This window comes from Klebsiella sp. 10-1 (assembly GCF_009758445.1).
Taxonomy (GTDB): Bacteria; Pseudomonadota; Gammaproteobacteria; order Enterobacterales; family Enterobacteriaceae; genus Klebsiella; species Klebsiella scottii.
Genome location: NZ_WQRE01000001.1, coordinates 741,792 through 766,592, shown reverse-complemented (window position 1 = coordinate 766,592; position 24,801 = coordinate 741,792). Strand labels below are relative to the sequence as shown.

At 57.2% G+C, this 24,801-nt stretch carries 23 protein-coding genes; 15 read left to right on the top strand and 8 right to left on the bottom strand.

The features are described 5' to 3' along the window. Positions 1–8: 8 nt before the first annotated feature. Entirely contained in the window at positions 9–2,288 is a 2,280-nt protein-coding gene (gene clpA / locus GO007_RS03610) for an ATP-dependent Clp protease ATP-binding subunit ClpA (protein ID WP_076945049.1), read from the bottom strand. Between the two features lie 30 nt (positions 2,289–2,318). Further along, positions 2,319–2,636: an ATP-dependent Clp protease adapter ClpS gene (gene clpS, locus GO007_RS03605; RefSeq protein ID WP_095095606.1), complete on the bottom strand. Its 318-nt coding sequence runs from the start codon at positions 2,634–2,636 to the stop codon at positions 2,319–2,321. Positions 2,637–2,961: 325 nt separating this feature from the next. On the opposite strand from clpS, the gene cspD reads away from it, so the two are divergent. Continuing rightward, entirely contained in the window at positions 2,962–3,183 is a 222-nt protein-coding gene (cspD, locus tag GO007_RS03600) for a cold shock-like protein CspD (protein ID WP_004860015.1), read from the top strand. A gap of 68 nt (positions 3,184–3,251) precedes the next feature. Here cspD and macB read toward each other — a convergent pair whose 3' ends face one another. From macB to GO007_RS03585, 3 genes are all read right to left on the bottom strand, one after another. Further along, positions 3,252–5,198: a macrolide ABC transporter ATP-binding protein/permease MacB gene (gene macB, locus GO007_RS03595; protein ID WP_095095603.1), complete on the bottom strand. Its 1,947-nt coding sequence runs from the start codon at positions 5,196–5,198 to the stop codon at positions 3,252–3,254. Next, entirely contained in the window at positions 5,195–6,310 is a 1,116-nt protein-coding gene (macA, locus tag GO007_RS03590; protein ID WP_095095600.1) for a macrolide transporter subunit MacA, read from the bottom strand. The genes macB and macA overlap by 4 nt, the downstream gene beginning before the upstream one ends. A gap of 101 nt (positions 6,311–6,411) precedes the next feature. Next, complete coding sequence (locus GO007_RS03585) at positions 6,412–8,070, bottom strand: ATP-dependent endonuclease (protein WP_095095597.1); 1,659 nt, start codon at positions 8,068–8,070, stop codon at positions 6,412–6,414. A gap of 391 nt (positions 8,071–8,461) precedes the next feature. Here GO007_RS03585 and aqpZ point away from each other — a divergent pair, with 391 nt between their 5' ends. The 4 genes from aqpZ (at position 8,462) to hcr (ending at position 12,962) form a co-directional block, all read left to right on the top strand. Continuing rightward, entirely contained in the window at positions 8,462–9,157 is a 696-nt protein-coding gene (aqpZ, locus tag GO007_RS03580; RefSeq protein WP_041144770.1) for an aquaporin Z, read from the top strand. Between the two features lie 127 nt (positions 9,158–9,284). After that, complete coding sequence (locus GO007_RS03575; RefSeq protein WP_095095594.1) at positions 9,285–10,184, top strand: LysO family transporter; 900 nt, start codon at positions 9,285–9,287, stop codon at positions 10,182–10,184. Between the two features lie 145 nt (positions 10,185–10,329). Beyond that, complete coding sequence (gene hcp, locus GO007_RS03570; RefSeq protein WP_095095591.1) at positions 10,330–11,982, top strand: hydroxylamine reductase; 1,653 nt, start codon at positions 10,330–10,332, stop codon at positions 11,980–11,982. Between the two features lie 11 nt (positions 11,983–11,993). Further along, positions 11,994–12,962, top strand: a complete 969-nt coding sequence (hcr, locus tag GO007_RS03565) for an NADH oxidoreductase (RefSeq protein ID WP_095095588.1) — start codon at positions 11,994–11,996, stop codon at positions 12,960–12,962. Between the two features lie 46 nt (positions 12,963–13,008). Here hcr and GO007_RS03560 read toward each other — a convergent pair whose 3' ends face one another. Continuing rightward, complete coding sequence (locus GO007_RS03560) at positions 13,009–13,443, bottom strand: DoxX family protein (RefSeq protein ID WP_095095585.1); 435 nt, start codon at positions 13,441–13,443, stop codon at positions 13,009–13,011. 151 nt (positions 13,444–13,594) lie between these two features. Here GO007_RS03560 and poxB point away from each other — a divergent pair, with 151 nt between their 5' ends. From poxB to GO007_RS03540, 4 genes are all read left to right on the top strand, one after another. Then, complete coding sequence (gene poxB / locus GO007_RS03555) at positions 13,595–15,313, top strand: ubiquinone-dependent pyruvate dehydrogenase (RefSeq protein ID WP_095095583.1); 1,719 nt, start codon at positions 13,595–13,597, stop codon at positions 15,311–15,313. A gap of 118 nt (positions 15,314–15,431) precedes the next feature. Continuing rightward, entirely contained in the window at positions 15,432–16,433 is a 1,002-nt protein-coding gene (gene ltaE / locus GO007_RS03550; RefSeq protein ID WP_095095580.1) for a low-specificity L-threonine aldolase, read from the top strand. Between the two features lie 10 nt (positions 16,434–16,443). Then, entirely contained in the window at positions 16,444–17,877 is a 1,434-nt protein-coding gene (locus tag GO007_RS03545) for a DUF2867 domain-containing protein (protein ID WP_095095577.1), read from the top strand. Between the two features lie 96 nt (positions 17,878–17,973). Further along, positions 17,974–18,987, top strand: coding sequence for an NAD-dependent epimerase/dehydratase family protein (locus tag GO007_RS03540; RefSeq protein ID WP_095095573.1), 1,014 nt, complete (start codon positions 17,974–17,976; stop codon positions 18,985–18,987). A 7-nt stretch (positions 18,988–18,994) separates the two neighbouring features. On the opposite strand, the gene GO007_RS03535 is transcribed toward GO007_RS03540, so the two are convergent. Both GO007_RS03535 and GO007_RS03530 read right to left on the bottom strand, forming a co-directional pair. Continuing rightward, positions 18,995–19,825: an N-acetylmuramoyl-L-alanine amidase gene (locus GO007_RS03535; RefSeq protein ID WP_095095569.1), complete on the bottom strand. Its 831-nt coding sequence runs from the start codon at positions 19,823–19,825 to the stop codon at positions 18,995–18,997. A 2-nt stretch (positions 19,826–19,827) separates the two neighbouring features. Beyond that, positions 19,828–20,148: a heavy metal-binding domain-containing protein gene (locus GO007_RS03530; protein ID WP_095098017.1), complete on the bottom strand. Its 321-nt coding sequence runs from the start codon at positions 20,146–20,148 to the stop codon at positions 19,828–19,830. A 117-nt stretch (positions 20,149–20,265) separates the two neighbouring features. Between GO007_RS03530 and GO007_RS03525 the strand changes: the two genes are divergently transcribed. The 6 genes from GO007_RS03525 to artJ all read left to right on the top strand — a co-directional run bounded on the left by GO007_RS03525 (position 20,266) and on the right by artJ (position 24,792). Then, a complete protein-coding gene (locus tag GO007_RS03525) occupies positions 20,266–20,784 on the top strand; it encodes a lipoprotein (protein WP_095095566.1) in 519 nt (172 codons plus the stop codon). Between the two features lie 223 nt (positions 20,785–21,007). Then, positions 21,008–21,736: an arginine ABC transporter ATP-binding protein ArtP gene (gene artP, locus GO007_RS03520; RefSeq protein WP_095095563.1), complete on the top strand. Its 729-nt coding sequence runs from the start codon at positions 21,008–21,010 to the stop codon at positions 21,734–21,736. A 20-nt stretch (positions 21,737–21,756) separates the two neighbouring features. Next, positions 21,757–22,488 carry an arginine ABC transporter substrate-binding protein ArtI gene (gene artI / locus GO007_RS03515; RefSeq protein WP_095098014.1) on the top strand — a complete coding sequence of 244 codons (732 nt, stop codon included), beginning with the start codon at positions 21,757–21,759 and terminating at the stop codon, positions 22,486–22,488. A 6-nt stretch (positions 22,489–22,494) separates the two neighbouring features. Beyond that, positions 22,495–23,211: an arginine ABC transporter permease ArtQ gene (artQ, locus tag GO007_RS03510; protein ID WP_095095560.1), complete on the top strand. Its 717-nt coding sequence runs from the start codon at positions 22,495–22,497 to the stop codon at positions 23,209–23,211. Beyond that, positions 23,211–23,879, top strand: coding sequence for an arginine ABC transporter permease ArtM (gene artM, locus GO007_RS03505; protein WP_095095557.1), 669 nt, complete (start codon positions 23,211–23,213; stop codon positions 23,877–23,879). The genes artQ and artM overlap by 1 nt, the downstream gene beginning before the upstream one ends. 181 nt (positions 23,880–24,060) lie before the next feature. Further along, positions 24,061–24,792, top strand: a complete 732-nt coding sequence (gene artJ / locus GO007_RS03500; RefSeq protein WP_095095554.1) for an arginine ABC transporter substrate-binding protein ArtJ — start codon at positions 24,061–24,063, stop codon at positions 24,790–24,792. The last annotated feature ends 9 nt before the right edge of the window (positions 24,793–24,801 follow it).

Here is a 24,801-nt window from a genome sequence, read left to right as displayed (position 1 = left end):
AGGGAGAATTAATGCGCCGTTTCCGGTTTGTGCTTCTGCGCACTTTGGAAATCATAGGTCAGCGAACTCTTCTCTTTATCCAGCGCGACGGTGACCTGTCCGCCGTCAACTAACGAACCAAACAGCAGCTCGTTGGCCAGCGGTTTCTTCAGGTTATCCTGAATCACCCGCGCCATTGGACGCGCGCCCATCGCCCGGTCATAGCCTTTTTCTGCCAGCCAGTCTCGCGCTTCCTGACTCACTTCCAGCGACACGCCTTTCTGATCCAGCTGAACCTGCAGCTCGACGATAAACTTATCCACCACCTGATGGATCACCGTCGTTGACAGATGATCGAACCAGATAATGTTGTCGAGACGGTTACGAAACTCCGGCGTAAAGATCTTCTTGATCTCATCCATCGCATCGGGACTGTTATCCTGATGAATAAGGCCAATCGACTTACGCTCGGTTTCACGCACGCCGGCGTTGGTGGTCATCACCAGCACCACGTTGCGGAAGTCCGCCTTGCGGCCGTTGTTGTCGGTCAGCGTACCGTTGTCCATCACCTGCAGCAGCAGGTTAAAGACGTCCGGATGCGCTTTTTCAATCTCATCAAGCAGCAGCACCGCATGCGGATGTTTAATGACCGCATCGGTCAGCAGCCCGCCCTGATCGAAACCAACGTAGCCCGGAGGCGCACCGATCAAACGGCTGACGGTGTGACGCTCCATATACTCAGACATATCAAAGCGCAGCAGCTCGATACCCAGCGCCTTGGCCAGCTGTACGGTGACCTCGGTTTTCCCGACGCCGGTAGGCCCGGCGAACAGGAAGGAACCCACCGGCTTATGCTCGTGGCCCAGTCCGGCACGCGCCATCTTGATGGCTTCGGTTAAAGCCTCGATCGCCTTACCCTGACCAAAGACCAGCATTTTCAGCCGATCGCCAAGATTTCTCAGCGTATCGCGGTCGCTTTGGGAGACGCTCTTCTCAGGGATGCGGGCAATGCGCGCCACCACCGATTCGATATCCGCCACGTTAACCGTTTTCTTACGCTTGCTGGCCGGCATCAGCCGCGCCCGCGCGCCCGCTTCGTCGATAACATCAATCGCCTTATCCGGCAGATGACGATCGTTAATATATTTCACCGCCAGTTCGACCGCCGCACGCACCGCTTTCGCCGTGTAACGCACGTCGTGGTGCGCTTCGTACTTCGGCTTCAGGCCGTTAATAATCTGCACCGTCTCTTCTACCGAAGGTTCAGTAATGTCTATCTTCTGGAAGCGCCGGGCTAACGCGCGGTCTTTTTCGAAGATATTGCTGAACTCCTGGTAGGTCGTAGACCCCATCACCCGAATCTTGCCGCTGGAGAGCAGCGGTTTAATCAGGTTGGCGGCATCGACCTGGCCGCCGGAAGCGGCGCCCGCGCCGATGATGGTGTGGATTTCATCGATGAACAGAATACTGTTGGTATCCTGCTCCAGCTGTTTCAGCAGCGCTTTGAAACGTTTTTCAAAATCACCGCGGTATTTTGTTCCTGCCAGCAGGGAGCCGATATCCAGCGAATAGATCGTGCAATCGGCCATAATTTCCGGCACGTCGCCCTGCACAATTCGCCATGCCAGCCCTTCGGCAATCGCGGTTTTACCCACGCCGGACTCACCCACCAGCAGCGGGTTGTTCTTACGACGGCGGCACAGAACCTGAATGGCGCGCTCCAGCTCTTTTTCGCGGCCAATCAGCGGATCGATTCCGCCAACGCGAGCAAGCTGATTGAGGTTGGTGGTGAAGTTTTCCATACGATCCTCCCCGCCTGCTTGCTCTTCATTGCTGGGCTGGCTTCCGCTGTTTTCGGAAGGCTGGCTCGGCTCGTCTTTACGCGTACCGTGAGAGATGAAGTTCACCACGTCAAGACGGCTGACTTCATGTTTACGCAGCAGATAGGCCGCCTGCGACTCCTGCTCGCTAAAAATAGCGACCAAAACGTTGGCGCCGGTCACTTCGCTGCGGCCAGAGGATTGTACGTGGAAGACTGCACGCTGCAGTACGCGCTGGAAGCTCAGCGTCGGCTGAGTGTCGCGCTCTTCTTCCGTGGCGGGTAGAACAGGCGTGGTCTGTTCGATGAAGGCTTCAAGTTCCTGACGCAGCGCCACCAGGTCCACGGAACACGCTTCCAGCGCTTCGCGGGCCGAAGGGTTGCTGAGCAGCGCCAGCAGCAAGTGCTCGACGGTCATGAACTCATGACGGTGCTCGCGCGCTCTGGCGAAAGCCATGTTTAAACTGAGTTCCAGTTCTTGATTGAGCATTGGCACCTCCCCCAATTTTCATGCCTGTCTTCAGGCTTTCTCTAGCGTACACAGCAATGGATGCTCGTTCTCCTTCGCATACTGGCTCACCATCGCGACTTTGGTTTCCGCAACCTCTGCGGTAAATACACCACAAATCGCTTTACCTTGATAGTGAACCGTCAGCATCAGTTGCGTCGCACGTTCTACATCATAAGAAAAGAATTTTTGTAACACGTCAATAACAAACTCCATTGGAGTGTAGTCATCATTGAGCAATATCACTTTATACATCGATGGTGGTTTAAGCTCATCGCGCACTTCGTCTTCAAGTAGCTGATCGAAGTCCAGCCAATCTTTCTTACTCATCGTCAGTATTCATCATCGGTTGCTGTTGCCAACAGGCGGTGGCCTGTCGATGATCAAAAGTTATGCCCATCACAAATCTACAATAGATCATAGATAACTATCATCTATTACTTCCATCCGCGATGTCTGTCACATTCCCCGGCAATAGCGTTAACTGCTTCAAATTTTGACGCATTTTTCGCCTTCCCCTACCGTCAATCGCTTGACGCATTTTCGTATTTCTCTAAATTGTACTGGCGAGAGTTGGCGAGCATTTGAACAACTCGTCACTCCACTACCGGTTCATTCCATCTTACTTATAAAGAATTACGAAGGATGTCGAAGTATGGAAATGGGTACTGTTAAGTGGTTCAACAATGCCAAAGGGTTTGGTTTTATTTGCCCTGAGGGCGGAGGCGAAGACATTTTCGCCCATTACTCCACCATCCAGATGGATGGTTACAGAACGCTAAAAGCCGGACAAGCCGTTCGGTTTGATGTCCACCAGGGACCGAAAGGTAATCACGCCAGCGTGATTGTTCCTGTAGAAGCGGAAGCGGCTGCATAACTCTTTCGCTTCATTGTGTACATCCTGCCAGTAAAATGCCAGTCCTTCTGACTGGCATTTTTTTGCTCCTACTCGCGAGCCAGCGCATCCACCGGATCGAGACGGGCGGCGTTTCGCGCAGGAAGCCAGCCAAACAGCACGCCGGTTAGCGTCGAACACAAAAACGCCGTCAGCAGCGCCAGCGGTGAAAAACCAATCTCCCAGCCGGGCAAAAACAGCTGCAGGATGAAGGCTATCATCAGCGATAGCGTCACCCCCAGCGCACCGCCCACCAGGCAGACTAACACCGCCTCAATCAGGAACTGCTGCAGCACGTCGCTGGCCCGCGCCCCGACCGCCATTCGGATACCAATCTCGCGGGTCCGTTCGGTTACCGATACCAGCATGATATTCATCACCCCGATGCCGCCAACCACCAGCGCGATAACCGCCACCAAAGTCAGAAACAGCTGTAGTGTATGTGTGGTCCGTTCTGCGGTTTTCAAGATGCTGTCCATATTCCAGGTGAAAACATCTTTTTTGCCATGCCGCAGTTCGAACAAACGCAGCAGCTGCTGTTCGGCGATTGAGCTATCGTATCCTTCGCGCACCCGCACGGTGATTGAGTTCAGCCACGACTGCCCCATCACTCTTCCGGCCATAGTGGTATAAGGCAACCAGACGCGGAGGATTTTGCTGCTGCCGAACATCGACTGCTTCTCATCCGCCACGCCAATCACCGTCGCGGGCATATTGCCAACCAGAATAACTTCGCCCACCACCCGCGCCTTGTGCGGAAAGAGCTGGCGTCGGGCATTACTGTCCAGCACCACCACCTGCGCCCGGCTGCTTAGCTGCAGCTCATTAAAGGTATTGCCTTCGCTAAAGGTCATGCCGTAGACGTTGAAATACTGCGCCCCGACGCCCTCGGCGCTGGCGGCAACGTCGATATTATCGGCGCGCAGGCGCAGGCTTTTCGAAACCGCAGGCGTCGCCGAGCTTACCCAGGGCTGCTTCTGAATAGCCAGCAGGTCGTCATACTTCAGCGCCTGCTGATAGCGGGGGTCGTCATCGCCGAAATCCTTCCCGGGATAGACATCGATCGTATTGGTGCCGATGGCGCGAATGTCAGCCAGCACCATCTGCTTCGCCGCATCCCCCACCACCACAATCGACACCACCGAGGCGATGCCGATAATAATGCCAAGCATGGTGAGCAGAGTGCGCATTTTATTGGCGGTCATTGCCCGCCAGGCCATCACCAGCGCTTCACGAAAGCCGCTGCTGAACTGACGCCAGGCAGAAGATTCGGCCGCGGAGCCCTGGCGAATGACGCCGGCGCTGCCTGCCGCCTGCGCTGGCGGGTTACGCACGATCTCGCCATCGTGGATCTCAATGATGCGTTCTGCCTGCGCCGCGACCAGCGGATCGTGGGTGACGATGATAACCGTATGTCCCTGCGATTTAAGCTGGTGCAGAATCGCCATCACCTCTTCGCCGGAACGGCTATCCAGCGCGCCGGTTGGCTCATCCGCCAGAATAACTTCCCCACCGTTCATTAACGCACGGGCAATGCTGACCCGCTGCTGCTGGCCGCCGGAGAGCTGCGAAGGCTGATACTCCGCCCGGTCGCCAAGCCCCAGCCGCACCAGCAGTTCCCGCGCGCGCTCCAGGCGAGCCCGTCGCTCAGTGCCGGCGTAAACCGCCGGCACTTCGACGTTCTGTACCGCCGTCAGGTGCGACAGCAGATGGTAGCGCTGGAAGATAAAGCCAAAATGCTCTCGCCGCAGCCGCGCCAGCTCGTCGCCGTTGAGCCGCGACACGTCCGTTCCCGCCACCCGATAGGTGCCGCTGCTCGGCTTATCTAGACAGCCGAGGATGTTCATCAGGGTCGATTTACCGGAGCCGGAAGCGCCGACAATGGCTACCATCTCTCCAGCGTTGATGCTCAGCGTGACCCCCTTCAGGACATCAACGCTCCCGTCGCCGGAAAGATAGCTGCGGCGTATATCACGCAGTTCGAGCAGCGCCGTCATTTAGCCGTCCCGGGCACACTTTCCCCGACGATAACCTCATCGCCTTCGTCTAATCCCTTAACTATTGCCACATCGATATCGTTGCGCGCGCCGATGGTGACCTCGCGCTCTTTAACCTCACCGGCGCGCAGCAGCCGCACGTGATAGCGGTTTTCACCGATAGCGTCCCCCAGCGCGCTCAGCGGAATGGTTATCACGTTTTTCACTTCCGCCATCTGGATATGGACCTGGGCCGTCATCTCGAGACGCAGAATCCCCTGCGGGTTCGGGACCTCAAAGCGGGCGTAGTAGAAGATCGCGTCATTCACCTTTTCCGGGGTGGGTAAAATGTCTTTCAAGGTCCCTTCGTAGCGGGTAAGCGGGTCGCCAAGCACGGTGAACCACGCCTTTTGCCCGGCGCGAAGGTGGATAACGTCCGCTTCAGAGACCTGCGCCTTCACCAGCATGGTGCTGAGATCGGCGAGGGTCAGAATATTCGGCGCCTGCTGGGCGGCAATAACCGTCTGCCCCTGCAGGGTGGTGATTTGCGTTACTTCCCCGGACATCGGGGCCAAAATTTTAGTGTAATCGAGGTTAGTTTTCGCGGTATCCAGCGTGGCCTGGTTGCGTTTGACCTGCGCCTCGATGGTGCCAATCTGCGCCTCTTTGACCGCTAAATCGGTGGCCGCGGTATCCAGATCCTGGCGCGAAACCAGCTGACGCTGCGCCAGCTGCTGCTGACGCGCTAAGGTCACGGCGGCCAGCTGACGTTCGGCGCGGGCCTGATTCAGCTGCGCGCGCAGCTCCATCAGCGTCGCTTCGACTTCTTTAATTTGGTTCTCCGCCTGCTCAGGATCGATAACCCCCAGCAGCTGATCCTTCTGTACCTTGTCGCCGATACTCACGCGCAGCGTTTTCAGCTGCCCGCTCACCTGCGCCCCAACGTCGACTTTACGTACCGCATCCAGCTTACCGGTGGCCAGCACGCTCTGCTGGAGATCGCCTTTACGCACCACCAGAGTCTGATAGTGCGGCAGCGGCGCATTCAGCACCCGCCATCCCCAGATGGCCAGAGCCAGTACGACAATGGCCAGTAGCCACCAGACTTTCCTGCGTTTTCCATTGAGCTTCATAAAAATTCCTGATGTTTTAAACCGCAGCGCAAGCCGGTGATTCTATCCGGAGATAGCGAAAACATAACCCTGAATTTGATGCATCCTTACCGTTAGCGCACTTAATCCGCCCGGCCACGCGCCAGCCACAGCACGCGGGAGAACATTTTTTTCAGCAGCGCCGGCACGGATTCAACCCCGCGCCTCCCGGCTTCCATCGCCACTTCAATCGCCAGATCCGGTTTTGATGAACGATGGATAGCTTTGGTGATCACCCGCCGCATGTTCATCGGCACGTTTGGCGGCAGCTGCGCCACCCGATGATAGACATCATTAAAGCCCTGGCGATACATAAAGTGTTCCATGTCCAGCGCCGGTAGCGTCGTCAGATGGTCGCGCTCCAGATCGCGATCGTCGTTAAGCAGGCTGCGCACCGTCGCGGCGTATTTCTTCCCCGCTTCGTCGCCATCAACCAGAACGTGCCATTGAATTCCCATCCGCCGGGCGAATTTAATCAACGGTTTTAATCCCGACTGGGCAAACTCGATGACCTTCACCCCTTCCGCATCAAAGTGATGCCCGCACTGTCTGGCCAGTTCGTTGATTACCCAGGTCTCGGTCTCCCCTTCCACCAGCAGCCAGCAGCGGGCAAACAGCGACGACGCGCGATTGAAGCGAATGTGAAAAGCGATGCGCCGGCTGTCTTCGGCATTCATTCCCCCCGGCCCAAGCCGCCAGGCCGAGACTCGCGACGATTCGCGCACCAGCCGGCAGACGTGCTCAACGGGGGTCAGCGACAGCAGCTCGCCGGAGTTGGTAGTGGTCACGCGCTGCAGCGGCAGCAGATTGAGCAGATGCCAGGCGACGGAGAGCATAATCGGGTGCAGCCGCGTTTCCGGGTCTTCAATCAGCAGCAGCGGCCGCGCGTCGCGGTCGAGCCGGACCGTGCCCTTAGCCTGCAGCAGAGTAGAAAACAGCCCCAGTAAGATTACCCGGTGGCTCCGTCCGCCCGGCTTATCAATCATCCGGTTGATGATATCCAGATAGCGCCAGCTGCGCTGCTCATCGTGCGAATGCCGACGCATCAGGCGGTTGCGGGACTGCACGCTGCTCTGCTCGGCAAAATAGTGTTCAAGGAGCTGCACCATGGCCGACAGCCCCTGACGGATCTGGCCGTCGGTTAAGTTTTGCGGATGGCTCACCAGCTCGCGGGAGAGATAATCAAGCTGGCGGGCGGTGATCTCAATTTGCGGAGAGTGCGGCACGCTGTCGTTATGAATGCGCCGCATAAAACGGGCATCGCGCAGGCGCAGGACCGGCATCAGGCGCACCAGATGGCGCACGATCTCGTCAATATCCTCCAGCTCCAGCGCTTCCCCTTTGCCGTCGATAAAGGTGCGTAGCGTCATCACGCTGCCATCATCGGCCAGCTCACCCTCCAGACGATAGAAAATTCGCTGATAGCCGTCATCACAGGGTACCCAGCTGCTGCTGAGCGGGCGAAAGCGCCGCACCCGATGGTGCCCAGGCTCGCTCTCGCGGAAGGTGAGAATGATGTGCAGATGGTGTTCGCGTCCCTGCACGTCGCCGGGCGGGAACCAGAAATCATCCCGGACAAAATGATAAAGTTCGAACTCTGGCGACAAGAGCAGCGTCAGGGCATCCAGAAGGCTGGATTTTCCCCACGCATTCTCGCCGATCAGCACGTTATTTTGCTCCAGCATCAATGATAAACGATTGATACCGCGAAAACCGACGATCTCCACGCGTTCAAGAAGCATATCCCCTCCGCTCAGTAACCACTTTCTCCTTCAGTTATCAGCAGTATAGCGACACATGCTGGAACATGACACTGCCGCAAACGCCAATATCAACAGGGGCGAATAAAAACGTTTTCTATATGGTTATTGATAAGGGTATTTGTTTAAAAAATAATTCATTCGGCGCAGTGGTTAGAACTATTATTTTTGTACTACTCTTTTCTTGCACAATGAATGGTATAAGGATTAACATCACCTTGCCCTAAATCAAATTACATCTATTTATTTAACTGGTTACAGGATGACGATCGTCCATAAAATAGCGGCGCTTTATTTTTATCTTCATCCTTTAGTTGATAAATAAAGATCGGCACGTTAACCGTGCTCATTAACATTATTATTTGAGGTGGTTATGTTTAGAAAATTAGCAGCGGAATGTTTTGGTACATTCTGGCTTGTGTTCGGTGGCTGCGGTAGCGCGGTTCTTGCAGCAGCATTCCCTGAGCTGGGAATAGGTTTTGCCGGGGTCGCTCTGGCCTTTGGTTTAACCGTATTAACGATGGCGTTTGCCGTGGGCCATATTTCCGGCGGGCACTTTAACCCGGCGGTGACCTTAGGCCTGTGGGCCGGCGGCCGTTTCCCGGCAAAAGACGTAATCGGTTATATTATCGCCCAGGTGGTTGGCGGTATTATTGCTGCCGGCGTTCTGTACGTGGTTGCCAGCGGTAAAGCGGGCTTTGACGCAGCGGCCAGCGGCTTTGCGTCTAACGGCTTTGGCGAACACTCACCGGGCGGCTACTCAATGCTTTCGGCGATTGTCATCGAAATTGTTCTGACCTGCGGTTTCCTGCTGGTTATTCACGGCGCAACGGATAAAAACGCTCCGGCGGGCTTTGCACCGATCGCCATTGGCCTGGCGTTGACCTTAATCCACCTCATCAGCATTCCGGTGACCAATACCTCCGTCAACCCGGCGCGTAGCACCGCGGTCGCTATCTTCCAGGGCGGCTGGGCGCTGCAGCAGCTGTGGCTGTTCTGGGTTATGCCGATCATCGGCGGGATCCTCGGCGGCGTGCTGTACCGCACGCTGCTGGAAAAACGCAGCTAGTCTCCCCAGGAACTCGTGCTCAGGCCCGGCTATGCCGGGCCTTTCTTTTTGGCGACGGCTTTACTCGGTTCAATGATTTGGGTAGTGTCAGTGGCGCTATTTTCATTCTGCAAGGACCAGGACGTTCATGTTTTCGGGATTATTAATCATTCTGTTGCCGTTGGTTATCGGCTATATCATTCCACTCCGTCAGCCGGTAGCCCTTAAAGTTATCACGCGGCTTTTGAGCTGGATTGTCTACGTTATCCTCTTTTTCATGGGGATTAGCCTCGCCTTCCTCGACAATTTAGCCAGCAACCTGCTTGCCATTCTTCATTATGCTGCGGTCAGCGTCGTCATTATTATGCTGTGTAATATTGCGGCATTAATGTGGCTCGAGCAGAAGATGCCGTGGCGCAGCCAGCATCGGCAGGAAAAATTACCTTCGCGCGTGGCGATGGCAATGGAATCGCTGCAGCTGTGCGGCGTCGTACTTATTGGTTTCCTGATTGGTTTAAGCGGTTTGTCATTTCTGCAGCACGCCACCGAAGCCAGCGAATATACGCTGATCTTCCTGCTGTTCCTGATTGGTATTCAGCTGCGCAATAACGGAATGACCCTGCGGCAAATAGTGCTTAATCGTCGGGGAATGATTGTTGCGGTCGTCGTCATGGTCAGCTCATTACTCGGCGGGATGATCAACGCCTTTATTCTTGACCTGCCGCTAAAGACCGGCCTGGCAATGGCTTCAGGTTTTGGCTGGTATTCGCTATCAGGGATCCTGCTGACCGAATCCTACGGGCCGGTTATTGGCAGCGCCGCGTTCTTTAACGATCTTGCCCGTGAGCTGCTGGCGATTATGCTTATTCCCGGCCTGGTTCGCCGCAGCCGCTCAACGGCATTAGGCCTCTGCGGTGCGACCTCGATGGACTTTACGCTTCCGGTATTACAGCGCTCCGGCGGCGTCGAAATCGTGCCGGCGGCTATTGTTCATGGCTTTATCCTGAGCCTGCTGGTGCCCGTGCTGATGGCCTTTTTCTCCGCTTAATACCCCTGTGGCGGTAGTCATCTACCGCCAAAATTGCGCTAAATCAATCTCCCTGTAAATTGTGCCAGAAATACCTTTAATCCCCGCGCGCTCGGGCATAACCTTAAACATGTATCTAAAATATAACTTTAAAAAAGGTGTGACCATGTTTTGTGTGCAATGTGAACAAACCATCCGTACTCCGGCGGGGAACGGCTGCTCTTACGCGCAGGGTATGTGCGGTAAAACGGCCGAAACCTCCGATCTGCAGGATCTGCTGATTGCCTCCCTGCAAGGTCTGTCCGCCTGGGCCGTTAAAGCCCGTGAATATGGCATCATTGATCATGAAATTGATAACTTTGCGCCGCGTGCTTTCTTCTCCACGCTGACCAACGTTAACTTCGACTCCCCGCGTATCGTTGGCTACGCGCGTGAAGCCATCGCGATGCGCGATGCGCTGAAGGCCCGGTGTCTGAACATTGACGCCAGCGCGGCGGTGGACAACCCAATGGCCAGCCTGCAGCTGGTTAGCGACGATTTGGGCGACCTGCAGCGTCAGGCGGCAGAATTTACCCCGAATAAAGACAAACCGGACATCGGCGAAAACATTCTCGGCCTGCGTCTGCTGTGCCTGTACGGCCTGAAAGGCGCCGCGGCCTATATGGAGCACGCTCACGTTCTGGGCCAGTACGACAACGCTATCTACGCTCAGTACCACAAAATTATGGCGTGGCTGGGCACCTGGCCTGCCGACCTGAACGCTCTGCTGGAGTGCTCAATGGAAATCGGCCAGATGAACTTTAAGGTCATGAGCATTCTGGACGCCGGTGAAACCACCAAATACGGCCACCCGACTCCGACTCAGGTCAACGTGAAATCGGTTGAAGGTAAGTGCATCCTGATCTCCGGCCACGACCTGAAAGATCTGTATAACCTGCTGGAACAAACCGAAGGAACCGGCGTTAACGTCTATACCCACGGCGAAATGCTGCCGGCGCACGGCTACCCTGAACTGCGTAAATTCAAACACCTGGTCGGTAACTACGGCAGCGGCTGGCAGAATCAGCAGGTTGAATTTGCCCGTTTCCCTGGCCCTATCGTGATGACCTCTAACTGCATCATCGATCCTACCGTTGGCGCCTATGACGATCGTATCTGGACCCGCAGCATCGTCGGCTGGCCGGGCGTGAGCCACCTGGAAGGCGAAAACTTTGCTCCGGCGATCGCTCAGGCGCAGCAGATGGCGGGCTTCCCGTATAGCGAAATTCCGCATCTGATCACCGTTGGTTTCGGCCGCCAGACCCTGCTGGGCGCGGCGGATACGCTGATCGACCTGGTCAGCCGCGAAAAACTGCGCCATATCTTCCTCGTCGGCGGCTGTGACGGCGCGCGCGGCGAGCGTAACTACTTCACCGACTTTGCCACCAGCGTTCCGGATGACTGCCTGATCCTGACCCTGGCCTGCGGTAAATATCGCTTCAATAAGCTGGACTTCGGTGATATCGAAGGCCTGCCGCGCCTGGTGGATGCCGGTCAATGCAACGATGCCTACTCGGCGATTATTCTGGCCGTCACCCTGGCTGAAAAACTGGGCTGCGGCGTGAACGACCTGCCGCTGTCGCTGGTGCTCTCCTGGTTCGAACAGAAAGCGATCGTGATCCTGCTGACCCTGCTCTCCCTCGGCGTGAAAAACATCGTCACCGGCCCAACAGCACCGGGCTTCTTCACCCCGGACCTGCTGGCTATTCTCAATGAGAAATTTGGCCTGCGCTCTGTGACTACCGTTGAACAAGACATGCAGCAACTGTTGAGCGCGTAAGGAGCGAACGAATGACTATGCCAACCAATCAGTGCCCGTGGCGGATGCAGGTACACCACATCCATCAGGAAACCCCGGACGTCTGGACGGTATCGTTGCTGTGCCACGATTACTATCCCTATCAGGCCGGGCAGTATGCACTGGTCAGCGTACGCAATTCGGCGGATACGCTGCGTGCCTACACGATCTCCTCTACGCCGGGCGTCAGCGAGTACATTACGCTGACCGTGCGCCGTATTGATGACGGTGCCGGCTCTCAGTGGTTAACCCGTGACGTCAAGCGCGGTGACTACATCTGGCTGTCCGACGCCATGGGGGATTTTACCTGTGAAGATAAACCGGCGGACCGTTTCCTGATGCTAGCCGCCGGCTGCGGCGTGACGCCGATTATGTCGATGCGTCGCTGGTTGGCGAAGTACCGTCCCGAGGCGGATGTGCAGGTTATTTTCAACGTACGTTCGCCGCAGGATGTGATTTTCGCCGAAGAGTGGCGCCAGTATGCGGTAACCCTGGTGGCGGAAAACAACGCCACCCACGGTTTTGTCGCCGGTCGCCTGACCGCCGATCTGCTGAAAAGCGTACCAGATCTGGCCTCGCGTACCGTGATGACCTGCGGGCCTGCGCCTTATATGGAAATGGTTGAGCGGGAAGTCAGCGCGCTGGGCGTGACGCGCTTCTTTAAAGAGAAGTTCTTTACTCCGGTCGCCCAGGCGGCGACCAGCGGACTTAAATTTACCAGGCTCCAGCCGGCAAAAGAGTTTTATGCGCCGGTAGGCACCACCCTGCTGGAGGCGCTGGAAAGCAACAAGGTTCCGGTTACCGTCGCCTGCCGTGCCGGCGTCTGCGGCTGCTGCAAAACCAAAGTCGTTGCCGGCGACTATACGGTCAGCAGCACCATGACGCTGACCGGGCAGGAGATCGCCGACGGCTACGTGCTGGCCTGCTCCTGCCACCCGCTGGGCGATCTGGTTCTGGCTTAGCGGGGAACAATCCTTAACGGCAAGCCCCGCCTCGGCGGGGCTTTTTTTATTTCCACGCCGGGTCTTTTACCAGCGAGTAGCGACCGGCGCCCATAAAGGCAATCGCCAGCGCGCCAACAAAGAAATAGACCAGACTCTCAATCGCCCACGCGCCGGTTTTATCCAGCTGCCAGGTTTCTCCCATACCGACCATCAGCCACGCCACAATCATGGTAAATGCCAGCACCAGCGCCGCCGGACGGGTGAGGATCCCCAGAATCAACAGGCACGGCGCCAGCACTTCCCCCACCAGCACGCCATAGGCAATAAACTCAGGCAATCCCTTCGCCACCAGCATCCCGCCGATCCCCGCCACGCCGTCAAACAGCTTATGCAGCCCGTGGAACAGCATCAGCCCGCCCACGGCAAGTCGTAACAAGAGTTTGCCAAAATCGTCGTGACTTAGCATTTTATTAACAGCATTTAACAGAGATTTAACCATTTGAAATGATTCCTGTTTACTCTTTTAGTGGTAACAGATTATGCGGAATTTTCGCGCAATAATACCAGCTGAAAATAGGAGGGGAATGCGGGCGTAACGATGAGTTTCATCTAAGCTTGTAAGCGTTATCACATAAAGGAGATGGAGAACCATGAAACAAACCGTGGCCGCATACGTAGCGAAAACTCTTGAACAGGCCGGCGTGAAGCGCATCTGGGGCGTCACCGGCGATTCACTCAACGGATTGAGCGACAGCCTGAACCGCATGGGTACGATTGCCTGGATGCCAACGCGTCACGAAGAAGTTGCCGCGTTTGCCGCGGGCGCCGAAGCCCAGCTTACCGGTGAACTGGCGGTATGCGCAGGCTCCTGCGGCCCGGGCAACCTCCATCTGATCAACGGTCTTTTTGACTGTCACCGCAACCACGTTCCCGTTCTTGCCATTGCCGCCCATATCCCCTCCAGCGAAATCGGCAGCGGCTATTTTCAGGAAACCCATCCGCAGGAGCTGTTCCGCGAATGCAGCCACTATTGTGAGCTGGTCTCCACGCCGGAACAGATCCCGCAGGTGCTGGCCATCGCCATGCGCAAAGCGGTCCTCAACCGCGGCGTTTCGGTCGTGGTACTGCCGGGAGACGTGGCGCTGAAAGCCGCCCCGGAAGGCGCCAGCAGCCACTGGTACTCCGCCCCGCTGCCGGAGGTGACGCCACCGGCGGAAGAAATAGCTCGTCTGGCGCAGCTGCTGCGCTATTCCAGCAACATTGCTCTGATGTGCGGCAGCGGCTGTGCCGGAGCCCATGCGGAGCTGGTGGAGTTCGCCGCCAGGCTCAAGGCGCCCATCGTCCATGCCCTGCGCGGCAAGGAGCACGTTGAGTACGACAACCCTTATGACGTCGGGATGACCGGGCTGATCGGCTTCTCGTCCGGCTTCCACACGATGATGAACGCCGATACCCTGGTGCTTCTCGGCACCCAGTTTCCCTACCGGCCTTTCTACCCCAGCAGCGCAAAAATCATTCAGATTGATATCAATCCCGGCAGCATCGGCGCGCACAGCAAAGTCGATATGGCGCTGATCGGCGATATCAAATCGACCTTAAAAGCGCTGCTGCCGCATCTGGAAGAGAAGACGGATCGTCGCTTCCTCGACAAAGCGCTTGAGCACTACCGCGAGGCGCGTAAAGGGCTCGACGATCTGGCTAAGCCGAGCGATAAGGCCATTCATCCCCAGTACCTGGCGCAGCAGATTAGCCGCTTCGCCGCTGACGACGCCATTTTCACCTGCGACGTCGGCACGCCAACCGTCTGGGCCGCACGCTATCTGAAAATGAACGGCAGGCGCCGGCTGATCGGCTCGTTTAACCACGGCTCAATGGCCAACGCTATGCCGCAGGCGATTGGCGCCAAGGCAACGGCGCCTGAGCGGCAGGTCGTCGCGATGTGCGGCGACGGCGGCTTCAGCATGCTGATGGGCGACTTCCTCTCGCTGGCGCAGATGAAGCTGCCGGTAAAAATCGTGATTTTTAACAACAGCGTGCTGGGATTTGTGGCGATGGAGATGAAGGCCGGAGGCTATCTGACCGACGGTACGGAGCTGCACGACACTAACTTCGCCCGCATCGCCGAAGCCTGCGGCATTAAGGGCATTCGCGTCGAAAAAGCCTCTGAGGTCGACGACGCGCTGCAAACCGCGTTTAGCACCGACGGCCCGGTGCTGGTCGACGTGGTGGTCGCTAAGGAAGAGCTGGCGATCCCGCCGCAAATTAAGCTGGATCAGGCTAAGGGTTTCAGCCTGTATATGCTGCGCGCCATCATCAGCGGACGCGGGGATGAAGTTATCGAACTGGCGAAAACCAACTGGCTCAGGTAAAACATCCTTTTAAGCCCACACATACCATCATTCATGATGCATCGAAGGCCCCGCAGAGGTGGTTCACGCGGCTAACGCGGATACAGCGTGAAGGATGAAACATTAACAAGGAAATGCCGTGATAGATCTCCGCAGTGATACCGTAACCCGCCCGGGGCGCGCCATGCTGGATGCCATGATGTCAGCCCCGGTCGGCGACGACGTTTATGGCGATGACCCGACCGTTAACGAGCTCCAGCGCTACGCCGCAGAGCTGGCCGGGAAAGAGGCGGCGCTGTTCCTACCGACCGGCACCCAGGCGAATCTGGTGGGCCTGCTGAGCCACTGCCAGCGCGGTGAAGAGTATATCGTCGGCCAGGGCGCGCATAACTATCTGTATGAAGCCGGCGGGGCGGCGGTGCTCGGCAGCATTCAGCCGCAGCCCATCGACGCGGCGGCGGATGGCACCCTGCCGCTGGATAAGGTCGCGGCAAAGATTAAGCCTGACGATATCCATTTTGCCCCCACTCGCCTGCTGAGCCTCGAAAATACCCATAACGGCAAGGTGCTGCCGCGCGAATACCTCAAAGAGGCGTGGGAGTTTACCCGCGAACGCGGCCTGGCGCTGCACGTTGACGGCGCGCGCATCTTTAATGCGGTGGTCGATTACGGCTGCGAGCTGCGCGATATCGCCCAATACTGCGACACCTTCACTATCTGCCTCTCGAAGGGGCTGGGAACCCCGGTGGGCTCGCTGCTGGTCGGCAGCCACGACTACATTCGCCGCGCCACCCGCTGGCGTAAAATGGTCGGCGGCGGCATGCGCCAGGCCGGAATTCTGGCGGCTGCGGGCCTGTACGCTTTGCAAAATAACGTCGCGCGCCTGCAGGAAGATCATGACAACGCCGCATGGATGGCCGGACAGCTGCGCGCCATCGGCGCTGACGTTACCCGCCACGATACCAACATGTTGTTCGTGCGCGTTGGCGATGAGCAGGCCCGGGCGCTGGGGGCGTTTATGCAGCAGCGCGGCGTACTGATCAACGCCTCGCCGGTTGTGCGTCTGGTCACCCACCTCGACGTCAACCGTCAGCAGCTGGCGGAAGTCGTTGGCTACTGGCAGGAATTTTTGAACCGCTAAGGAGTCAGGCGTGTCGCAACCTATTCTGGTGCTCGGCGCCAGCGGCTATATCGGCCAGCATCTGGTGCAGGCATTGAGCGATCGGGGCTATTCCGTGCTGGCGGCGGCGCGCCACGTTGAGCGGCTAAAGAAACGCAATCTCCCGGGGGTAAGCTGTCATCCCATCGACCTGACCCGGCCCCAGGGGCTCTCTGATCTGCTGGCGCAGGCGGATACCGTTTACTATCTGGTGCACGGAATGGGCGAAGGCGGTGACTTTATTCGGCACGAACGCGAGGTGGCCCAAAACGTGCGCGACGCGCTGCGCGCGACGCCGGTAAAGCAGCTGATATTCCTCAGCTCGCTGCAGGTACCGGCGGCGGAACAGTCTGACCATCTGCGCGCCAGGCAGGTTACCGCCGACGTTCTGCGCGAATCCGGCGTGCCGGTCACCGAGCTGCGGGCAGGTATCATCGTGGGCGCCGGCTCCGCTGCGTTCGAGGTGATGCGCGATATGGTCTACAACCTGCCGGTTTTAACCCCTCCGCGCTGGGTGCGCTCGCGCACCACGCCGATCGATCTCGAAAATCTGCTCTATTATCTGGTGCAGTTGCTCTACCACCCGGCCAGCGAACATCGCGTCTTCGAAGCCGCCGGACCGGAAATGTTAAGCTATCAGCAGCAGTTCACCCGCTTTATGGCGGTCAGCGGCAAGCATCGCCTGCTGATCCCGATCCCTTTCCCCACCCGCTGGATTTCGGTGTGGTTCCTCAACGTGATTACTTCGGTTCCGCCCACCATCGCGAAGGCGCTGATTCAGGGGCTGAAGCACGATCTGATCGCCGACGATCGCGCGCTGCGGGCGCTGATCCCCCAGGCGCTAATCTCATTTGACGAAGCCGTGCGCCGCACGCTTAAAGAAGAGGAGCAGTTAGTTAACTCCAGCGACTGGGGCTACGACGCACAGGCCTTCGCCCGCTGGCGGCCGGAATATGGCTATTACCCTAAGCAGGCCGGCTGTACGGTCAGCACGTCCGCCAGCGCGGCGGCAATCTGGCAGGTCGTCAACCAAATCGGCGGCAAAGAGGGCTACTTCTTCGGCAACGCGTTGTGGAAGATCCGCGGCGCTATGGACCTGCTGGTGGGCCATCGTCTGGCAAAAGGCCGACCGTCGCGTGACCTCCTGCAAACCGGCGATGCGGTAGACAGCTGGAAGGTGATCATTGTCGAACCGGAAAAGCAGCTCACCTTGCTCTTCGGCATGAAGGCACCCGGCCTGGGGCGCCTGAGCTTTACCTTGAGCGATAAAGGCGATCGCCGCGAGCTTGACGTCCGGGCCTGGTGGCATCCTCACGGTATGCCCGGGCTGTTCTACTGGCTGCTGATGATCCCCGCCCATCTGTTTATCTTTCGCGGCATGGCGCGGCGCATTGCCCGGCAGGCAGAGCAAATCACAGGCAAATAGGAAGCATATACGTCATTCTGCTATCATTCTCATTGCATCGTGAGGAGAATCACGGAAAAATGCGCACGAAATTCTTTTCTGGGACAGTAGGTTGATATGAAGGTACTGGTTACCGGTGCGACCAGCGGGTTAGGCCGCAACGCGGTGGAATATCTGCGTAACAAAGGCATCAGCGTAAGAGCGACCGGGCGAAACGAAGCGATGGGCAAGCTTCTGAGCAAAATGGGCGCCGAGTTTGTACCCGCAGATTTAACCGAACTGGTTTCATCCCAGGCCAAGGTGATGCTCGCCGGTATCGATACCCTATGGCACTGTTCAAGCTTTACCTCGCCGTGGGGCACGCAGCAGGCCTTCGATTTAGCCAACGTCCGCGCCACCCGTCGCCTTGGCGAATGGGCCGTGGCCTGGGGCGTACGCAACTTCGTTCATATCTCCTCTCCTTCGCTCTATTTTGATTATCACCACCATCGCGACGTGCGGGAAGATTTCCGCCCGCACCGCTTTGCCAACGAGTTTGCCCGCAGCAAGGCGGCGAGCGAAGAGGTGATTAATCTGTTGGCACAGGCGAACCCAAATACCCGCTTTGCCATCCTGCGCCCGCAGAGTCTGTTCGGCGCCCATGACAAAGTGTTCATCCCCCGCCTTGCGCAGATGATGCAGCACTACGGCAGCGTGATGCTGCCCCGCGGCGGCAGCGCGCTGGTTGATATGACCTACTATGAAAACGCGGTGCACGCGATGTGGCTCGCCAGCCAGCCGCAGTGCGACCACCTGCCTTCCGCGCGGGCGTGGAATATCACCAACGGCGAACCGCGCACCCTGCGCAGCATTGTGCAAAAGCTGATTGATGAGCTGGGAATAAAGTGCCGTATCCGCTCGGTCCCCTATCCGATGCTGGATATCATCGCCCGCAGCATGGAGCATTTTGGCAATAAGTCAGCCAAGGAGCCGGCCTTTACCCACTACGGCGTCTCCAAGCTGAACTTTGATTTTACCCTCGATATTTCCCGCGCTGAGGAAGAGCTAGGCTACCGGCCGGTGGTGACGCTGGATGAGGGGATTATCCGCACCGCCGCCTGGCTGAAAGATCACGGTAAGCTGCACCGCTAGCGTCGAATTAACCCTGGCCGTATTTCTCCAGCAGCGCCTCGGCGATGGCTTGGGTTTCAGCATCGGCGACGCCATCCCAGCGCGCCGGCCGGAAATGCATCTGAAATGCCATAATCACCCGTTTCTGCTGCGCTGGCGTCATCTCCGGCGTCACCTGATAGCCGTAGCGGGCGAGTATATCCAGCAGCTCTGCGCTATCGACCGGCTGCCAGGTCGGGCGACCGTTAAGATAAAAGGCGACCCGGTCGCCATCCGGCCATGCGCCAATGCCCTGCTCAGCCAGCTGGCGCCAGGGGAACAGCGGCCCAGGGTCGTCCTTGCGCTGCGGGGCAATATCGGCATGGGCAACCACGTTTTGCGCCGCAATGTGGTAGCGGGCGATAATATCCTTCGCCAGGGGAATCAAGGCATTAATCTGCGCCGGACTAAACGGCGTAAAGCTTTTCACCCCCGCCTCTTTCTGCCAGCCGCGGTTCTCCAGCTCAATGCCGATTGAGGTGTCGTTAATACGCGTACTGCCGCGCCAGAAGCTAATACCCGCATGCCAGGCCAGATCCTCTTCCGGCACCAGCTGCCAGATGCGCGGCTTACCGCGGTGCAGCGGCGGCTGTTCAGGGATCAGGTAGTGGGAGCTCACCTGATTGTCGGTCAAGGTCGCCAGCGATACGTCAAAATCATCGGCGGTATAGTGAATGACCAATACCTTCACCCGCGGGTAGGCGGCCTGCGCCGGATGGCGGGTATCCAGCTGGTAGCCGTCGCGATCGATAATCCCCTTTTCCGCCGAGCAGCCCACCAGCAGCAGCGCCAGCATCGCCGCGATCGGGCCAGGGCGCATCCTCACCGGGTCTGCACCGCCGTGCCGCTGACGGTGACCATCAGCATACTGCCATCCTTGCCCACCGTCTCATAATCGATATCAATACCGACTACCGCGTTGGCGCCCAGCGCCTTTGCCTGCTCGCCCATTTCTCCGAACGCTATCTCCCGCGCCTTGCGCAGCTCTTTTTCATAGGACCCCGCGCGGCCACCGACGATATCGCGGATGCTGGCGAAGAAGTCGCGAAACACGTTCGCGCCGAGGATCGCCTCCCCCGTCACAACGCCGCAGTATTTCACGATAGGCTGCCCTTCGAGGGTTGGGGTAGTGGAAAATTGCATCATAAAGCTCCTTCTTTAGCGTTCAAGGTGTTAGCTCTGAGAGTCAAGCACATTCCCGTATCGATACGCTATGCTTGAATGGATATTTTAACGTAGTGAGCTTATAAGGAAATCATTATGCGCTACAAAATCATGGCCTTTATTATCCCCTGCGCGCTGGTACTTAGCGCCTGTACCACCGTCACGCCGGCCTATAAAGATAACGGCACCCGCAGCGGTCCCTGCATCGAAGGCGGCCCGGATGCGGTTGCGCAAAAATTTTATGATTATCAGATCCAGCACCGCAATAACGACCTGACGGCACTGCGTCCCTACCTGAGCGACGATCTGGCTAAACTGCTCAACGACGCGCGTCAGGACCCGTCACGCAGCGCTGTGCTGCAGTCCAACCCGTTCTCCAGTTCGGCCACCCCGGCTGATAGCGCGGAAGTCGCCAGCGCATCCACCATCCCGAACCGCGATGCGCGCAATATTCCGCTGCGCGTTGAGTTCAGCCAGGGCAGCCAAAGCTGGAAAGATGAAGTGCTGATGATTCAGGAAGGCCAGTGCTGGGCGGTAGATGATGTTCGCTACCTCGGGATTAACGCCCATGCGCCGGCGGGTTCACTGCAACAGAGTCTCGAAAAACGCGGATAAGGGCGCTGAACCTGCTCTACTGAAACGATACCCCCGGTAAAATGTCGGTATTTCCTTAGGTAATGCCGACATTTGCTCCCGCCGCCCCCACGAACCCATATTTTGTGCTAAGTTTAGAGGTAAATGCGGGTTACATTTAACTTTTAACGCATAAATATTGCATAACTATTCTGTCAAAGGTAGTATTTGCGGCCTCAATAGCTATTCGTATCAGACAGCCCAGATGAGTATTAAACTAAACGGCATTAACTGCTTCTACGGCGCGCACCAGGCGCTGTTCGACATCACGCTGGATTGCCCGCAGGGGGAAACGCTGGTGCTGCTCGGCCCGAGCGGCGCCGGGAAAAGCTCGCTGCTTCGCGTACTCAACCTGCTGGAGATGCCGCGTTCCGGCACGCTACATATCGCCGGTAACCACTTCGACTTCACCAAAGCGCCGTCTGACAAAGCCATCCGTGAGCTGCGCCAGAACGTCGGTATGGTTTTCCAGCAGTACAATCTGTGGCCGCACCTGACCGTGCAGCAAAACCTGATTGAAGCCCCCTGCCGCGTGCTGGGTCTGAGCAAAGAGAGTGCTCTGGCCCGCGCCGAGAAGCTGCTGGAACGTTTACGCCTGAAACCCTACAGCGACCGCTATCCTCTGCACCTCTCCGGCGGTCAGCAGCAGCGCGTCGCCATTGCGCGCGCGCTGATGATGGAGCCGCAGGTGCTGCTGTTTGATGAGCCAACGGCGGCGCTCGATCCGGAAATTACCGCCCAGATCGTCAGCATTATCCGCGAGCTGGCGGGCACCGGCATTACGCAGGTCATCGTCACCCACGAAGTGGAAGTGGCGCGTAAAACGGCCAGCCGCGTGGTGTATATGGAAAATGGCCATATCGTTGAACAAGGGAATGCTGACTGCTTCGCGCATCCGCAGACCGACGCGTTTAAAAACTATCTTTCACATTGATGTTTTTCGGGGAAATGACGATGAAAAAAGTACTGATTGCCGCGCTTCTGGCCAGCATGAGCCTTTCTGCTACCGCAGCCCAGACCATCCGTTTTGCCACCGAGGCGTCCTATCCTCCGTTTGAAACGACCGACGCTAACAACAAAATCGTCGGTTTTGACGTCGATCTGGCTAACGCGCTGTGCAAAGAGATCGATGCCACCTGTACCTTTACCAACCAGGCTTTTGACAGCCTGATCCCTGGCCTGAAATTCCGTCGCTTCGACGCGGTGATGGCCGGGATGGACATTACGCCTGAGCGCGAAAAGCAGGTGCTGTTCAGCACGCCTTACTATGAAAACTCCGCGCTGTTCGTTGGCCAGCAGGGCAAATTTACCAGCATCGAACAGCTGAAGGGCAAAAAGGTCGGCGTCCAGAACGGAACCACCCACCAGAAGTTCATTAACGACAAGCATCCGGAAATCACCACCGTTCCGTACGACAGCTACCAGAATGCGAAGCTGGATCTGCAAAACGGCCGCATTGATGCCGTATTTGGCGACAACGCCGTGGTCACCGAATGGCTGAAGAGCAATCCGAAGCTGGCGGCAGTGGGCGATAAAGTGACGGATAAAGACTACTTCGGTACCGGCCTTGGCATTGCGCTTCGTCAGGGCAATACCGAGCTGCAGCAGAAATTTAACGCTGCGCTGGAAAAAGTGAAAAAAGATGGGACTTACCAGACCATCTATAGCAAATGGTTTCAGAAGTAGCCCTCAATGAACGAAATTTTTCCATTAGCAAGCGCCGCCGGGATGACCGTCGGCCTTGCCGTCTGCGCGCTCATTATCGGCCTCGCCCTGGCGATGCTTTTTGCCGTGCTGGAGTCAGTCAAATGGCGCCCGCTGGCGTGGCTGACCACCGCCGTGGTGACGATTCTGCGCGGGCTACCGGAAATTCTGGTGGTCCTGTTTATCTATTTCGGATCTTCGCAGCTGCTGCTTACGCTCTCTGACGGCTTCACCATCAATCTGGGCTTTGCGCAGATCCCGGTGCAGATGCAGATTGAAAACTTCGACGTCAGCCCGTTCCTGTGCGGCGCGGTCGCGCTGTCTCTGCTTTACGCCGCCTACGCTTCGCAAACCCTGCGCGGCGCGCTAAAAGCGGTGCCGCAGGGACAGTGGGAGTCGGGTCAGGCGCTGGGGCTGTCGAAAAGCGCGATTTTCTTCCGCCTGGTGATGCCGCAAATGTGGCGCCACGCCCTGCCGGGGCTCGGCAACCAGTGGCTGGTGCTGCTAAAAGATACCGCCCTGGTCAGCTTAATCAGCGTTAACGATCTGATGCTGCAAACCAAGAGCATTGCCACCCGCACCCAGGAGCCGTTTAACTGGTACATCATCGCGGCGGCAATCTACCTGGTTATCACTCTGCTCAGTCAGTACATCCTCAAACGTATTGACCAGCGTGCGACGCGCTTCGAACGGAGACCTGGCTGATGCTCGACTACTTACCAGAACTGCTCAAAGGGCTGCATACCAGCCTGACGCTGACGGCGGCTTCGATCGTCGTCGCGCTGATTCTGTCGCTGATCTTTACCATCATCCTGACGCTGAAAACGCCGGGGCTGGTATGGATTGTGCGGGCGTATATCACGCTCTTTACCGGTACGCCGCTGCTGGTGCAGATCTTCCTGATTTACTACGGTCCGGGGCAGTTTCCGACACTGCAGGAGTATCCGGTGCTGTGGCATCTGATTTCTGAGCCGTGGCTGTGCGCCCTGATTGCCCTGTCGCTAAACAGCGCCGCCTATACCACCCAGCTGTTTTATGGCGCGATCCGCGCCATTCCTGAGGGCCAGTGGCAGTCCTGCGGCGCGCTGGGGATGAGCAAAAAGGACACGCTGGCGATCCTGCTGCCGTATGCCTTTAAGCGCGCCCTCTCCTCCTACTCCAACGAAGTGGTGCTGGTCTTCAAGAGTACCTCGCTGGCTTATACCATCACGCTGATGGAGGTGATGGGCCACAGCCAGCTGCTGTACGGGCGGACCTACGACGTTATGGTCTTCGGCGCGGCCGGTATTGTGTACCTGATCGTCAACGGCCTGCTGACGCTGTTAATGCGTCTGGTGGAGCACAGAGCGCTGGCGTTTGAGCGCCGAAGCTAACGTTCATAAATGCATAATTAGTAAATAGCAAGACGGGTAAGGATGATGACTTACCCGTCTTTTTTTATGCCAATAAAAATACTTATACATCATTATTGAATATAAATTCATTTAATGGCATTGTAAAACCCGACCGCAAACACGGCACAACATCATAAGATTGACCGACGGGAGTTCGACGATGAAAAAGTTAGTTCTGGCTGCACTGCTTACCTCTTTCGCTTTTGGCGCCGCTGGCGCAGAAAAAATCAGCTTTGGCGTTTCCGCAACCTATCCTCCGTTTGAATCCATGGATGCTAATAATCAGATCGTTGGCTTCGATCTCGACCTGGCGAAAGCGCTGTGCAAGCAGATGCAGGCGGAGTGTACTTTTACCAACCATGCCTTCGACAGCCTGATCCCGGCGCTAAAATTTAAAAAATATGATGCGGTGATTTCCGGCATGGATATTACCCCGGAGCGCAGCAAGCAGGTGTCGTTCACCGAACCGTACTACGCCAACTCCGCGCTGGTGATCGCCAAAAAAGATGCCTTCCACTCATTTGCCGATCTGAAAGGCAAACGTATCGGGATGGAAAACGGCACCACCCATCAGAAATACCTGCAGGATAAGCATCCTGAAGTGAAAACCGTCGCCTATGACAGCTACCAGAATGCGTTTATCGACCTGAAAAATGGCCGTATTGATGGCGTATTCGGCGACACCGCGGTGGTCAACGAGTGGCTGAAAACCAACCCGCAGCTGGGCGTCGCCACGCCGAAAGTGACCGATGCGCAATACTTCGGTACCGGCCTCGGGATCGCGGTACGCCCGGATAACAAAGCGCTGCTGGAGAAGCTGAACGGCGCGCTGAAAACAATTAAAGCAGACGGCACCTATCAGAAAATCAGCAGCCAGTGGTTCCCTGAGTAAGCGCGGGCC